The organism is Mesorhizobium sp. M7A.T.Ca.US.000.02.2.1, assembly GCF_003996995.1.
In the GTDB taxonomy this organism is placed as follows: domain Bacteria; phylum Pseudomonadota; class Alphaproteobacteria; order Rhizobiales; family Rhizobiaceae; genus Mesorhizobium.
This window is the reverse complement of the sequence record NZ_RZTT01000010.1, coordinates 1-12,863: the sequence shown is the minus strand read 5'-3', so window position 1 is coordinate 12,863 and position 12,863 is coordinate 1. Positions and strand designations below refer to the sequence as shown.

Sequence of the window (12,863 nt, the reverse complement as noted above, 5' to 3'; positions counted from 1 at the left end):
AAGATAATGACGAACAGAAGTTGACTTTAATCAATCGATTGATTAAACTGCGCTCATGGTCAAACTGCCTGAGCCCAAAATTCTTCGCCGCGAGCCCGCCGAGATGACGCGCGCGGCCCTTGTCCAAGCGGCGCTGAAGCTGTTCGGAAGGCAGGGCTTCGATGGCACCTCGACGCGCGAGATCGCCGCCGAGGCGCGAGCCAATATAGGCTCGATCGCCTATCATTTCGGCGGCAAGGAGGGTCTTCGCGCCGCTGCCGCCGACTTTATCGTCGAGACCATCCAGGGTGTAGCCGGCCAGGCGCTCGGCAATGTACAGGCGCCTGCGCCGGGACCAGCCAATCCGGAGGCGGCGCAAGCGCTACTCTTCGCGGCGCTGGAGCGGATGGTCGGCTTTGTCGTGGCCAGCCCGCAGGCCGGCGAGATCGTGCAGTTCGTGTTGCGTGAGCTTTCGCATCCGACGGCAGCCCTCGACCGCATCTATGACGGCGTCTTCGAGCCGACGCATCGCCGGCTGTGCCAGCTCTGGGAACAGGCGACCGGCGAGCCCGCCGAAAGCGAGGCCACAAGGCTCACCGTGTTCACGCTGATTGGCCAGGTCATCTATTTCCGCATCGGCCGCGAGGCGGTGATGCGCCGCATGGGCTGGAAAGACATCGGCGCCGCCGAGGCGGCCAAGGTGGTGGCGGTCACATCGGGTAATCTCAAGGCCATATTGGCTTCCAAAAAGAGCAAAGCATGAAGGGGCAAAGACCATGAGCTTTCTGTGTTCGCTGCCGCTCGCCGCGCAGCTCTTCTCGGCCTGTGCCCCGGCTGCCCCGCTGGCCGTCGGCTATGTCGAAGGCGACTATGTGCTGCTGGCGCCGATCGAGGTGGCGCAGGTCGAGACCGTGACCGTCAAGCGCGGCGATCGTGTCACGCCCGGCACCACCGTTGTGACGCTGGAAAGCGCCGATGCAAAGATCGCGGTGGCGCAGGCGCAGGCCGGCCTTGCCCAGGCGCAGGCGCAATTGGCCGATCTGCAGATCGGCAAGCGGCCGGAAGAGATCGCCGTGCTGAAGGCCGAGGTCGACATGGCCAGCGCCCAGGCCGCCGACGCCAAGCGCAAATACGACCGCGCCGCCGATCTGTTCAAGCGCGGCGCCGGCACGCAAGCCGATTTCGACACCGCGTCGGCCACGCTGGAAACGGCCAATGCGCAGGTCGGCCAGGCCAATGCCAATCTCGCCGTCGGCGGCCTGCCTGCACGGGCCGAAACGATCAAGGCCGCCGACAATCAGGTCAAGCAGGCGCAGGCCGCGTTGGAGCAGGCGCAGTGGCGGCTATCGAAGCGGGTGCTGGCAGCGCCTTCGCCGGGCCGCGTCAACGATGTCATCCGCAATCCGGGCGACACATCAGGTCCGACCGCGCCGGTGATTTCGATCCTGCCCGACGGTGCGGTCAAGCTCAGCGTCTACATACCGGAGAGCGCCTTCTCCTCGGTCAAGGTCGGCACCTTGCTCGGCGTCCATTGCGACGGCTGCGGCCCGGATGTGAAGGCGCGCGTCAGCTATGTCTCGCCGGATCCCGAGTTCACGCCCCCGGTGATCTATTCGCTCGAGAACCGGCAGAAGCTGGTCTACCTGGTCGAGGCGCGGCCGGAGGGCGATGCCGGGCCGCTGCAGCCCGGCCAGATCGTCGATGTTGATCTCGCGGACAGCGCAAGATGAACGCCATCGACGTCCACGGCCTGGTCAAGCGATTTGGCGACAAGACCGTCGTCGACCATGTGACGATGTCGGTCGCCGAGGGCGAGATCGTCGGCTTTCTCGGCCCCAACGGTTCGGGCAAGACCACCACCATCCGCATCATGTGCGGCCTGCTGACGCCGGACGAAGGCGAAGGCACGGTGCTCGGCTTCAACATCCGCACCGACAGCCTGCGCATCAAGCGTGAAGTCGGCTACATGACGCAGAAATTCTCGTTCTACGAGGATCTGACGATCGGCGAGAATCTCGAATTCGTGGCGCGGCTCTACCGGCTGAAGCCGGTCGAAGAGCATGTCGCGAGCACGTTGGAGGACCTCGGCCTGACGTCGCGCCGCAACCAGTTGGCCGGCACCTTGTCGGGCGGCTGGAAGCAGCGGCTGGCGCTGGCCGCCTGCATCATGCACAAGCCGAAATTGCTGCTGCTCGACGAGCCGACGGCCGGTGTCGATCCGAAGGCCCGGCGCGAGTTCTGGGACGAGATTCATCGCCTCGCCAGCGGCGGGCTGACCGTGCTGGTCTCCACCCACTACATGGACGAAGCCGAGCGCTGCCACCGAATCAGCTACATCTCCTACGGCAAAATGCTGGCCACCGGCACTGTCGCCGAGGTGGTGAGAAATGCCGGGCTGACCACGTTTGTGCTGCAGGGTCCGCGGCTCGATCAGGTCGCCGAAGTGCTTCAGGGCCGCTCCGGCGTGGACCAGGTGGCGCCTTTCGGCGCGACGCTGCATGTCGTCGGCTCCGACAGGAAGAAGCTCGAAGCCGCACTCGCCGACGTCGAGAAAGAGCACAAGGGCGTGAAAGTTTCGCCTGGTGAAACCAGCCTCGAGGACGTCTTCATCCAGTTCATGTCCGGCTCGAAGGACAACATGGCATGAACAGCGTCTTTTCCTTCGCCCGGCTTGGCGCGCTGCTGATCAAGGAATTCATCCAGATGCGGCGCGACCGCATCACCTTCGCCATGATGCTCGGCGTGCCGCTGATACAGTTGGTGCTTTTCGGCTACGCCATCAACAACGACCCGAAAAGCCTGCCGGCAGCACTCGTGGCGACGAGCAACGATCCCTACACGCGTGCCATTGTCGCGGCGCTGCAGACCACCGGCTATTATCGTTTCGACCATGTCGCACAAAGTGCCGCCGAGGCCGAGTTCCTGATATCGCGCGGCGACGTCGCCTTCGTCGTCACCATCCCGGCCGATTTCGCCAGGCGGGTGGAGAGCGGCAACAACCCGCAGATACTCATCGAGGCCGACGCCACCGACCCGGCGGTGGCCAGCGGCGCCATCTCGACGCTCGGCACCGTCGCCAGCCAGGCGCTGCTGAGGGCGCAAGGCACGCAGGAAGCCGCCGTCGAGGCTGCCAAGGGTCGGCTCGATGTCGTCGTACACCGGCGCTACAATCCCGAAGGCATCTCGCAATACAACATCGTGCCCGGCCTGCTCGGCGTCATCCTGCAGATGACCATGGTGATGATGACCTCGATCGCGCTGACCCGCGAGACCGAGCGCGGCACGATGGAGAACCTGCTGGCGATGCCGTCCAGCCCGCTCGAGATCATGATGGGCAAGGTGCTGCCCTATCTGGCGGTCGGCGGCGTGCAGGTGGTGGTGGTGCTGGCGGCGGCGAAGCTTCTGTTCGCCATCCCCTTCACCGGGTCGATGTCGCTGCTCCTGACCGCCGTGCTGATCTTCGTGCTGGCGCTGGTGCTGCTCGGCTATACGATTTCCACCATCGCCCGCACGCAGATGCAGGCGCTTCAGCTCACCTTCTTCTTCTTCCTGCCGTCGATCATGCTGTCGGGTTTTATGTTCCCTTATCGCGGCATGCCGGACTGGGCGCAAATCTTCGGCGAGATCTTCCCGCTGACGCATTTCCTGCGCATCACCCGCGCGGTGATGCTGAAGGGCGCGGAACTGCCGGCAGTGTCAACGGAGATCGGCTGGCTGGTGGTGTTCGTGGCCTTGTTTGCCGGCGTGGCACTGGTGCGGTTCAGGCGGACGCTGGATTAGATGCCGCACGACCTCCAGTCTTGGCACCAGCCTTTGCGGAAGGGAGAAATGCTTTCGCCAATCTCCATGGTTTGTAACTGCCACTAACCGTTGAGCGATTTCGGGCCGCTGACGAAGGCGCTCCCCTTGACGTAAAACCGCAGCGGGCGATCGGCATCCTTTGTAATGCCGATCCGGACGCCTTGGGCGATGTCGCCGGCTTGATGCTCGTCGGTTGCCAGCCATAGCGGGCCTTTGCGGCAAAGATCGAGCCCGTCGAGCGACCGATCGATCCGCAACGCCTGGGCCAGCCTTCCCGGTCCTCGCGCCAGGTCGCGCAAGCGGTCGATGCCGCGATTGAGCCGCATGAGCGCAATGCCTTCGAGCGGCTCGAGCGCCCTGATGAGCACGCCGGTTCCGACCCCTGCCATCTCGCTCGAAACGTTGAGCATGTAGGAGATGCCGTAGGCGAGATAGACATAGGCGTGCCCGGGTTCGAGAAACAGCGAACGGTTGCGCGGGGTCATCCCCCGGTAACCGTGTCCGGCGGCGTCACCGGTCACATAGGCCTCGGTCTCGACGATGCGGCCGCTGGCGATGCCTTCGGGCAGTTCGCGCACCACGATCTTGCCGATGAGGGTGCGGGCAAGGGATGCCGTAGCGTCGGGCAGCTCGGAACGCGTGAGCGGGCGGTAGATGACCATGCTCAGCGCGGCGACGATTTGGCGGCGGGCGAGGAGTGATCCAAGGCGGAGCCTGTCGCCAGATACTCCATATCAGATACCCTTGGACATCGCCGTCTCAAGCAGCTGCCATGATCCCGGCATAAGTGCCGAAATCGACATTGCCGCCGGACAGCACCACGGCAATGCATTTGCCGGACAGCTCGATCTCGCCCGATGATAGTGCCGCCAGCGCCACGCAGCCGCCGGGCTCGACCACCAGCTTGAGATAGGCCATGGCGTCGCGCATCGCCTGCGCCGCCGCCTGGTCCGAGACGGCGATGCCACCGGTGAGATTCCTGCGGTTGATCTCGAAGGTGATCACGCCAGGCTCGGCGGTCAGCAGCGCGTCGCAGATGGAGCTATGGCCGGGCTCGTTCGAAACCCTGGCACCGGCGGCCAGCGACCGGCGAGTGTCGTCGAAATGCTCGGGCTCCACGGCCCAGATCGCGGTGTCAGGCGAGGCGTCCTTGACGGCAACGGAGATGCCACTCGACAAGCCGCCGCCGCCGCAGGGGACGATCACCGCGTCGAGGTCGACGCCAAGCGCCGTTGCCTGGCGCATCAATTCGAGACCGATCGTGCCCTGGCCGGCAATGATGGCCGGATCGTCGAAAGGCGGGACCAGCACCATGCCTCTTTCCATGTAAGGGCGGATCACTGTCATGCGGTCGTCGCGAAAGCGGTCGAACGGGACCACCTCCGCGCCCATCTTGCGCACGTTGGCAATTTTCATCGCCGGCGCGTCTGAAGGCATGGCGATCACCGCCTTGACGCCGAACATCGCGGCCGAGGCGGCGACGCCCTGCGCATGATTGCCCGATGAGAAAGCGACGACGCCTCGGCTGCGCTCCTCCGCGCTGAGCGACGACAGCTTGTTGTAGGCGCCGCGGAACTTGAACGAGCCGGTGCGCTGCAGCGTCTCCGGCTTGAACAGGATGCGGCCCCCGAAGCGCTTGTTCAGCTCCTGCGATTCGATCAAGGGGGTTTCGATGATCAAGCCGGAGAGACGCGCGGCGGCGGCGTGGATGTCGGCGATGCCGGGAAGGGATATGGCGTTCATGTGAGGTCCAGTGGACAGGGTCTTTTCATGATGCCCGCAAACAGATGTGGCGCACCAATGAAAAAATGTGACCGTTACAAAGTTTGGCGGGCGATCGCCAACGCCACGGCTGCACGCCCCCCTCTGGCCTGCCGGCTATCTCCCCCTCGAGGGGGGAGATTACGCACTCAGTCGACTTCGCCACCTATTAACGGTGCAAGGTGAGCGGAACGACGAAGCTGCCAATCTCCCCCCTTGAGGGGGAGATGTCCGGCAGGACAGAGGGGGGCGCTGGCCCGCAGACATCCCCCATGTTCAGCCAAGCAAAGTCCTCTGCCTCTTGCCCCCACCCAGCTTGCGCCAGTTGTTGAAACGGTGGCTGGCGGCGGCAAAGGATATCTTCATCTGCTGGGCGACCGAGTAGCGCGACTTGCCCTCGTCGAACATGCGGTAGCAGCACTCGACGCCCTCCTCCGTCAGTTTGCCGTCCGGCGCCTTGTTGTGCGGGTTGGCGGGGTCGAATTTCTCGACCTGCTGCTCGACCAGGCCCTTCAGGCGCTGCAGGTCGGCCTCGATGCTGGCGATGAGATCGAGAACGGGCTTGGGATCATAGGGGTGCGGAGGCTGTTTTGCCGTCATCTGCCGGTTCCTTGTTCTTGGCTTGAGTCCAGCAATATAGGTGAACATTCACTGATAATGAAGAGTCACCGCGGGCGTGGGGCTTCAACAATTCTTGACCGCGACCCAAGCGCGCAATTGACCGAAGACGTTCAAAACCCTAGTTTAGAACTATTCTAAACTAGGGTGAATTCCTCATGCTTTCCCGTGTTTTCGGCTTCGGCCGCCGCCCCTTCGAATCGCTCTCCGAACAGGAGATCCTGGCGCTGGCCATTTCCTCCGAGGAGGATGACGGTCGCATTTACCGGGCCTATGCCGACGGGCTGACGGAAAACTTCCCGCAATCGGCAAAAGTGTTCGAGGAGATGGCCGAGGAAGAGGATGGTCATCGCGATGCGTTGATCGAGCTTTTCCGCAAGCGGTTCGGCGAGCGCATACCGCTGATCCGGCGCGAACATGTGAAGGGTTATTACGAGCGCAAGCCCGACTGGCTGGTGCGGCCGCTCGGCATCGAGCACGTGCGCAGCCATGCCGAGGCGATGGAGCGGCAAGCCTACCTTTTCTATGTCGAGGCGGCCAAGCGCACGGCAGATGCTTCGACGCGAAAACTGCTCGACGATCTGGCGGTGGCCGAACTGGGCCATGAGACCCTGGCGCAGCGGCTGGAACAGAAACATGTGCCGGGCGCCGTCAAGGCCGAGGAGGCCAGCGCCGAGCAGCGCCAGTTCATCCTCACCTATGTGCAACCAGGGCTGGCCGGGCTGATGGACGGGTCGGTGTCCACTCTGGCGCCGATCTTTGCCGCTGCCTTTGCCACGCACGACACCTGGCAGACGCTGCTGGTCGGGCTTGCCGCCTCGATCGGCGCCGGCATTTCGATGGGCTTCACCGAAGTCGCTTCCGACGACGGCAAGCTGTCGGGCCGCGGCTCGCCGATCAAGCGCGGTCTGACCGTCGGCATCATGACGACGCTGGGCGGTCTCGGACACGCGCTCCCCTATGTCATTCCGCATTTCTGGACGGCCACCGGGGTTGCCGCGGTGGTGGTGTTCTTCGAATTGTGGGCGATCGCCTTTGTCCAGAACCGCTATATGCAGACGCCTTTCCTGCGTGCCGCCTTCCAGGTGGTGCTGGGCGGCGCCCTGGTGTTCGCGGCCGGCGTGCTGATCGGGAATGCATAGTTTTTCCCTTCCCCCCCTTGTGGGGGAAGGTGGATCGGCGCGCAGCGCCGAGACGGATGAGGGGTGTTCCAGCGGAGTGAGACGTTGGCGTTCCCTGGAACACCCCTCATCCGTCGCCTGCGGCGACACCTTCTCCCACAGGGGGAGAAGGAAGAAACTTGCCACTCACCCATTCGCCGCCCGGCTATCCCTAGGCGCCTCGTCCCTCTCCGTCAGCCCATAATCCCTCACCACATGGGCGATGCGCAATCGGTAGCCGGCAAAGATACCGCCACGGCCGGCCTTCTGCGCCTGCCGGTGTTCCTCGGTGTTGCGCCAGGCCTTCACGGCTTCCTCGTCGCGCCAGAATGACAGCGACAGGATGCGGTTCGGATCGGCCAGGCTCTGGAACCGCTCGATGGAAAGAAAGCCGTCGATGCCGTCGAGCAGTGGACGCAGGTCGGCGGCGATGCTCAGATAGGCGTCGCGCCGGCCTTCCGCCGGCTCGACCTCGAAGATCACGGCAATCACGGCAGCACCAGTTTCGCGTGCGGGCCTGAGGCCAGTTTCAGGAACATGCGATCCTCCTTCAGGATGAATCTCTCGCGCTTGGCGAATTCGTAGTTTGCCTTGCCGGCGGGATCGGCGGCAAGCCGGGCGCGATAGGCTTCGTAGGCCGCCAGGCTCTCGATGTTGTAGGCGGCATACGCGGTCGTCGCCGAGCCCTCGTGCGGCGCGTAGTAACCGATCAGATCGGCGCCGCAGCTGGGAATGGCCTGGCCCCAATTGCGCGCATACTCCTCGAAGGCCGCCTTGCCGAACGGGTCGATCTCGTAGCGGATGAAGCAGGTGATGGTCATTGTGGTCTCCTTGGGGTGCGTCGATAGTTCGAGCGGCATCGAAAAATTGTGTCGTCTGGTCTGCTAGGGCTGCCAGAAGGACTTCGCGCATTCGCGGCGCACGTCTTGCCGCGTTAGCCCAAGATCGCGCAGCTGATGATCATCGATCTCGGCAAGGTCCAGACGCTGCAAATGGCGGTCATACCAGCGGGCCAGCAGCCGCGAACGCAGCCAGCTGACGAACGGGAAGAATTGACGGCTGGGGAGCGGGGCTGAGGGGAAAGCGGTTCGTTCGGCCATCGTCGTCTCCTTGATCTCACCTGAGAATAGTGATTATCTGACAAGAACGCTTCGATGAGGAACGAACTATGCGTGAAGGACCCGACATCGCCCGCATCGCCAGCCTGGTCGGCGACCCGGCACGGGCAAACATGCTGAATGCCCTGATGGGCGGCACGGCGCTGACGGCGAGCGAACTGGCGCTCGAGGCCGGCGTTTCGCTGCCGACCGCCAGCTCGCACCTGGGCAAACTGATGGAAGGTGGGCTGCTCACGGTGGCGAGCCAGGGCCGGCATCGCTATTACGGCCTCGCCGGACCGCAGGTGGCGGGCATGATCGAAGCCATCACAGGCGTCGCGGAAGCCGTCGGTCCAAAGCGTGTGCGCCCGGGTCCGCGCGATGGCGCCATGCGCGTGGCGCGCGTCTGCTACGATCACCTCGCCGGCGAGCAGGCGGTGGCGATGCTCGATCGGCTCGTCGCCAAAAACGTATTGGTCCGCGACGAACAGGAGATCAGGCTCGGGCCATCGGCGGCTTCGCATTTCGCGGCGATCGGCATCGACGTTTATACCAAGCCGCGCCGGCCGGTGTGCCGCGCCTGCCTCGACTGGAGCGTGCGCCGTTCGCACCTCGCCGGCACGCTGGGCGCCGCCATCCTCGAGAAGATCCTGGCCGAGAAATGGGCGCGCCGCGAGAAGGACAGCCGCGCGGTGATTTTCTCGCCGCCGGGTAGACAGGCGTTTGAGAGGGTTTTTCTGTCTTGAACGGGCGAAGCGTTAACCCCGCCTCAGAGCCTTGCCCTGCTTAAAGAAATCCGACCACGGATCGGCTTTCGCCAGCTGTTTCAGCGTCGTCTTGCCGCCGATCGGGAAAGCGTTCGGCGCCAAGCCGGCCTCGATCTCTGGCCAGGTCACCGGCATCGACACGGTGGCGCCCTTCTTGGCGCGTGACGAATAGGGCGCGACCGTCGTCGAGCCCCTGCCATTGCGCAGATAGTCGACGAAGATCTTTCCCGTGCGTGCCTTCTTCGACAGCGTCGCCGTGTAGCGGTCGGGGGCACCCTGCTCCAGCGCACGGGCAAAATCATGGGCGAAGGTTTTGACCTCATCCCAATCCGCCGCTGGTCTCAGCGGCACCATGACGTGAAAACCCTTGCCGCCCGAAGTCTTGACGAAATTCGGCAGCGACAGCTCGTCGAGCTTGCCCCTGATATCGAGTGCCGCCTCGCGGACCGCTTTCACGTCGACACCTTCATCGGGATCGAGATCGAAGATGATCTGGTCGGGCTTTTCGATCTCGTCGATCGTGCACCCCCAGATGTGGATCTCGACAACGCCATACTGGACCAATGCGGCGACACCATCGAAATCCCGGATGTACAAGATCTCCTCGCCGTCAGTCGGATCCTTCATGCGCGCGATCTTGTCGCTCATACCGGCCGAGGCATGTTTCTGGAAGAAACGCTGGCCACCGACACCGTCCGGCGCCCGCACCAGGCTGAGCGGCCGGTTGACGACAAACTGTTCCATGCGCGGCCAAACTTGCGCGTAATGGTCGAGCAGGCCCTGCTTGGATATGTTTTCGTCCGGCCACAGCAGCTTGTCGGGATGCGAGAGTTTTACCGTGGTCGTCATCGATCCGGCGGCTGTGCCACCCGATGCCGGCTTGGCCGTGCTCTTGCCTGTCGATGGCTTGCCTGTCGACGCTTTGGGCTTTTCCTGCACGACTTCCTCCGCCGGCTTGTCCTCGCGCAATCCCTGGAACGAGGCGTGGCGTATTATACGGTCCGAGGTCCAGCTGCGAAACTCCACTTCGCCGACAAGTTCGGGCTTGACCCAGACCAGGCCCTTGCCCTTCGGCACCGCGGTGGAGAAGGGCGATGTTCTTGCCGTCAATGCATCGAGTTTTGCCTTCAGCTCGTTGGCGCCCTTGCCGGAGAAACCAGTGCCGACGCGTCCGGCATAATGCAGCTTGCCGCCCTCGTGGAAGCCGACCAGGATCGAGCGCAGTCCGCGCCCGGTCTTGTCCGACGGCAGATAGCCGCCGATGACGAATTCCTGCCGCGCCGTGCATTTCGACTTCACCCAGGTCGGGCCGCGGCCGCTGCGATAAGGGGCATCGGCACGCTTGGAGACGACGCCTTCCAGGCCCATCCGGCAGGCATGCTCCAGCATGATCTTGCCGGGTTCGGAAAAGTGATCGCTGAAGCGGACCGCCGCATTGTCGGACTGCTTGCCGAGCAGCTCCTGCAAGGCCTGCTTGCGCTCGACCAGCGGCTCGCGCCGCAAATCCCGTCCATCGAGGCGCATCAGATCGAATACGTAATAGATGAAGCGATTTGTCCGCTTCGCCGACAGATCCTGCTGCAACAGCGCGAAAGACGAGACGCCGCTGTCGGCCAGCACCACCACCTCGCCATCGATGATGGCGTCGCTGCACTTCAGCCCGGCCAGCTCCGCGACGATCTCGCCGCCGAATTGCTTCGTCCAGTCGAGGCCGGTGCGGGTCAGCAGCCGCACGTCGGTGCCGGCTATCTGTGCCTGCATGCGATAGCCGTCGAACTTCACCTCATGCAGCCAGTCCTTGCCCGGCGGCGCATCGCGCTCCAGCGTGGCCAGCTGCGGCTCGATGAAGTCGAGTTTCTTGCCCGCGGCCTTCGTCTTGCCGGCGGCCGGCTTGTTGGAATGCCAGACCTTTGGCTTCTCACCCTTCGCGGTCTTGCCCTCGCCGACCTCCTCGATGGTCAGGCCTGACTTCACCGATTCCGGCGCTTCCTTGAGGATGTCTTCGCCCGGACGCGCGGCGGCATCGTCCGACTTGATCAGCAGCCAGTTGTCGCGCTTTTCACCCGCGCGGGGTTTCAGCCGCACCAGGTGCCAGAGACCATGCAACTTGTGTCCCTTGAGCTCGAAGCTGATATGGCCCTTCTTCATCGCCTTCGCCGGGTCGATCTCGGGGGTCCAGGTGCCCTCGTCCCAGACGATGACCGAACCGCCGCCATATTCGCCCTCGGGAATGGTGCCCTCGAACGGCGCATAGTCGATCGGGTGGTCCTCGACATGCACGGCCAGTCGCTTCTCATGCGGGTCGAGGCTCGGGCCGCGCGTCACCGCCCAGCTCCACAGCACGCCGTCATGCTCGAGCCGCAGGTCGTAATGCAGCCTTGTCGCAGCGTGCTTGTGGATGACGAAGATGCCGCCCGCGCCGCCCTGCTTGGTCCGGGCGACCTTGCCGGCCGGTTCGGCGGTTTTCTTGAAATCGCGCTTGGAGTGATATTGTTCGAGGCTGGCCATCCGTTGGGTTCCTCAGGCCGATTTGCGTTTGGGCGCGCTGGCTTTCGGCTTGGCGCGTTTGGCCGCCGGCTTGGCTTTCGCCGACGAAGACCTTTTCGATGATCCGGAATCTGACAGGCTCTTCTTCAGCGCGTCGAACAGATTGACGACATTGGAAGGCTTGGGCGACGCCTTGGCCTTCGGCGCCTTGTGGCCGGCCTTCTTGGCGCGGATCAGCTCCAGCAGTGCGTCCTCGTATTTGTCGTCGAATTTCGAGGGATCGAACTTCGTCTTCTTCTTGTCGATGATCAACTCGGCGAGGTCGGTCATCTCCTGATCGGTCTTCACCGACTCGATGTCGCCGAAGACGGTGTCCGGCTGGCGCACCGTGTTGTCGTAGCGCAGCGTCGTCAGCACCATGCCTTTGCCGAGCGGCTCGATAACCACCGGCCGTTCGCGTCGGTAGAGCACGATACGCGCCAACCCGGCCATCTTCTTGCCCGCCATCGCGTCGCGAATGACGGCGAACGCTTCTTCCGACACCTTGTCGGCCGGCGCGACATAATAGGGCGTATCGAGATAGATCTGCTGGATCGAAGCTTTGTCGACGAAACCGTCGAGCGCCATCGTGTGCGAGGATTCGATCTGCACCGCCTCGATCTCGTCTTCCTCGATATGGATGAAATCGCCATCGTCGAGTTCATAGCCCTTGATCTCGTCATCCTCCCCCAGAGGCTTGCCGGTTTCGGCATCGACATAGAGGCGCTTCACCGTGTTGCCGGTCTTGCGGTTGAGAATGCGAAACGAGACCCGCTCCGTGTGGGTGACGACATTGGTGAGTTCGACGGCACAGGTGACCAGCGAAAGCTTTAAATAGCCTCTCCAGGCCGGACGCGGCGCCATGATATCTCCCTTCCACAACCAGATGAGGTGAGAACGGACAGACCGCGCTCCAGTTCCGCGCTCACGGACCGATCTGGATGCCAAGGGCGCGCCCGAGGCCTTATGGCCGCCAGCACCTGAATTTCGCGGGCGCGGCAAAAGTTGAAACAGAACCGCGCGCGCGCGACATTCAAACGAAACACATGTGATGCAAAAGTCACATTGGCCGGAATGCCGACGAACTGCACCGAAAGACCCCGAATCAGCCGCAATCCAGCCACGAAGCGAGGCATTTTCGACCAGATATTAAC

General features: G+C 63.5%; 15 protein-coding genes. 6 read left to right on the top strand and 9 right to left on the bottom strand.

Annotation, left to right across the window (positions count from 1 at the left end):
- The first annotated feature begins 55 nt into the window (after positions 1 to 55).
- The 4 genes from EOD15_RS02150 to EOD15_RS02135 are packed head-to-tail and all read left to right on the top strand — an operon-like array spanning position 56 to position 3,759.
- A complete protein-coding gene (locus EOD15_RS02150) occupies positions 56 to 742 on the top strand; it encodes a CerR family C-terminal domain-containing protein (protein ID WP_127320690.1) in 687 nt (228 codons plus the stop codon).
- Positions 743 to 755: 13 nt separating this feature from the next.
- A complete protein-coding gene (locus tag EOD15_RS02145; protein ID WP_127320689.1) occupies positions 756 to 1,709 on the top strand; it encodes an HlyD family efflux transporter periplasmic adaptor subunit in 954 nt (317 codons plus the stop codon).
- Positions 1,706 to 2,626 carry an ABC transporter ATP-binding protein gene (locus EOD15_RS02140; protein ID WP_127320688.1) on the top strand — a complete coding sequence of 307 codons (921 nt, stop codon included), beginning with the start codon at positions 1,706 to 1,708 and terminating at the stop codon, positions 2,624 to 2,626. Before EOD15_RS02145 ends, EOD15_RS02140 begins: the two co-directional genes overlap by 4 nt.
- Positions 2,623 to 3,759 (top strand): ABC transporter permease, encoded by a 1,137-nt coding sequence (locus EOD15_RS02135; RefSeq protein WP_127408259.1) that lies wholly within the window; start codon positions 2,623 to 2,625, stop codon positions 3,757 to 3,759. The genes EOD15_RS02140 and EOD15_RS02135 overlap by 4 nt, the downstream gene beginning before the upstream one ends.
- Positions 3,760 to 3,842: 83 nt before the next feature.
- Here the strand turns inward: EOD15_RS02135 and EOD15_RS02130 are convergent, their stop codons facing one another.
- The 3 genes from EOD15_RS02130 to EOD15_RS02115 form a co-directional block, all read right to left on the bottom strand.
- Positions 3,843 to 4,442, bottom strand: a complete 600-nt coding sequence (locus EOD15_RS02130) for a DNA-3-methyladenine glycosylase (RefSeq protein WP_127321964.1) — start codon at positions 4,440 to 4,442, stop codon at positions 3,843 to 3,845.
- A gap of 97 nt (positions 4,443 to 4,539) precedes the next feature.
- The gene (locus tag EOD15_RS02125; RefSeq protein WP_127321963.1) at positions 4,540 to 5,523 is read right to left on the bottom strand and encodes a threonine/serine dehydratase; all 984 of its coding nucleotides are present in this window, start codon (positions 5,521 to 5,523) and stop codon (positions 4,540 to 4,542) included.
- A gap of 294 nt (positions 5,524 to 5,817) precedes the next feature.
- Positions 5,818 to 6,141 carry a hypothetical protein gene (locus EOD15_RS02115; protein ID WP_023813492.1) on the bottom strand — a complete coding sequence of 108 codons (324 nt, stop codon included), beginning with the start codon at positions 6,139 to 6,141 and terminating at the stop codon, positions 5,818 to 5,820.
- A gap of 176 nt (positions 6,142 to 6,317) precedes the next feature.
- On the opposite strand from EOD15_RS02115, the gene mbfA reads away from it, so the two are divergent.
- A complete protein-coding gene (gene mbfA, locus EOD15_RS02110; RefSeq protein WP_127269751.1) occupies positions 6,318 to 7,301 on the top strand; it encodes an iron exporter MbfA in 984 nt (327 codons plus the stop codon).
- Between the two features lie 165 nt (positions 7,302 to 7,466).
- Here the strand turns inward: mbfA and EOD15_RS02105 are convergent, their stop codons facing one another.
- From EOD15_RS02105 to EOD15_RS02095, 3 genes are all read right to left on the bottom strand, one after another.
- Positions 7,467 to 7,811 (bottom strand): antibiotic biosynthesis monooxygenase, encoded by a 345-nt coding sequence (locus tag EOD15_RS02105; RefSeq protein ID WP_127321962.1) that lies wholly within the window; start codon positions 7,809 to 7,811, stop codon positions 7,467 to 7,469.
- Entirely contained in the window at positions 7,808 to 8,140 is a 333-nt protein-coding gene (locus tag EOD15_RS02100; RefSeq protein WP_127321961.1) for an NIPSNAP family protein, read from the bottom strand. Before EOD15_RS02100 ends, EOD15_RS02105 begins: the two co-directional genes overlap by 4 nt.
- Positions 8,141 to 8,203: 63 nt before the next feature.
- The gene (locus EOD15_RS02095) at positions 8,204 to 8,419 is read right to left on the bottom strand and encodes a DUF1127 domain-containing protein (RefSeq protein ID WP_127321960.1); all 216 of its coding nucleotides are present in this window, start codon (positions 8,417 to 8,419) and stop codon (positions 8,204 to 8,206) included.
- Positions 8,420 to 8,487: 68 nt separating this feature from the next.
- On the opposite strand from EOD15_RS02095, the gene EOD15_RS02090 reads away from it, so the two are divergent.
- Entirely contained in the window at positions 8,488 to 9,162 is a 675-nt protein-coding gene (locus tag EOD15_RS02090; RefSeq protein ID WP_127331372.1) for a winged helix-turn-helix domain-containing protein, read from the top strand.
- A gap of 12 nt (positions 9,163 to 9,174) precedes the next feature.
- On the opposite strand, the gene ligD is transcribed toward EOD15_RS02090, so the two are convergent.
- The 3 genes from ligD to EOD15_RS36215 form a co-directional block, all read right to left on the bottom strand.
- Positions 9,175 to 11,691, bottom strand: coding sequence for a DNA ligase D (gene ligD, locus EOD15_RS02085; RefSeq protein WP_127318533.1), 2,517 nt, complete (start codon positions 11,689 to 11,691; stop codon positions 9,175 to 9,177).
- A gap of 12 nt (positions 11,692 to 11,703) precedes the next feature.
- Positions 11,704 to 12,573 (bottom strand): Ku protein, encoded by an 870-nt coding sequence (locus EOD15_RS02080; RefSeq protein WP_127318531.1) that lies wholly within the window; start codon positions 12,571 to 12,573, stop codon positions 11,704 to 11,706.
- The coding region (locus EOD15_RS36215) for a hypothetical protein (protein ID WP_210212185.1) at positions 12,540 to 12,863 on the bottom strand (324 nt) is incomplete at its 5' end. The genes EOD15_RS36215 and EOD15_RS02080, both read right to left, overlap by 34 nt.

Coding starts and splice junctions, on each gene's coding strand:
- EOD15_RS02150 (WP_127320690.1), top strand. CDS start 56: ATGGTCAAACTGCCTGAGCCCAAAATTCTTCGCCGCGAGCCCGCCGAG.
- EOD15_RS02145 (WP_127320689.1), top strand. CDS start 756: ATGAGCTTTCTGTGTTCGCTGCCGCTCGCCGCGCAGCTCTTCTCGGCC.
- EOD15_RS02140 (WP_127320688.1), top strand. CDS start 1,706: ATGAACGCCATCGACGTCCACGGCCTGGTCAAGCGATTTGGCGACAAG.
- EOD15_RS02135 (WP_127408259.1), top strand. CDS start 2,623: ATGAACAGCGTCTTTTCCTTCGCCCGGCTTGGCGCGCTGCTGATCAAG.
- EOD15_RS02130 (WP_127321964.1), bottom strand. CDS start 4,442: ATGGTCATCTACCGCCCGCTCACGCGTTCCGAGCTGCCCGACGCTACG.
- EOD15_RS02125 (WP_127321963.1), bottom strand. CDS start 5,523: ATGAACGCCATATCCCTTCCCGGCATCGCCGACATCCACGCCGCCGCC.
- EOD15_RS02115 (WP_023813492.1), bottom strand. CDS start 6,141: ATGACGGCAAAACAGCCTCCGCACCCCTATGATCCCAAGCCCGTTCTC.
- mbfA (WP_127269751.1), top strand. CDS start 6,318: ATGCTTTCCCGTGTTTTCGGCTTCGGCCGCCGCCCCTTCGAATCGCTC.
- EOD15_RS02100 (WP_127321961.1), bottom strand. CDS start 8,140: ATGACCATCACCTGCTTCATCCGCTACGAGATCGACCCGTTCGGCAAG.
- EOD15_RS02095 (WP_127321960.1), bottom strand. CDS start 8,419: ATGGCCGAACGAACCGCTTTCCCCTCAGCCCCGCTCCCCAGCCGTCAA.
- EOD15_RS02090 (WP_127331372.1), top strand. CDS start 8,488: ATGCGTGAAGGACCCGACATCGCCCGCATCGCCAGCCTGGTCGGCGAC.
- ligD (WP_127318533.1), bottom strand. CDS start 11,691: ATGGCCAGCCTCGAACAATATCACTCCAAGCGCGATTTCAAGAAAACC.
- EOD15_RS02080 (WP_127318531.1), bottom strand. CDS start 12,573: ATGGCGCCGCGTCCGGCCTGGAGAGGCTATTTAAAGCTTTCGCTGGTC.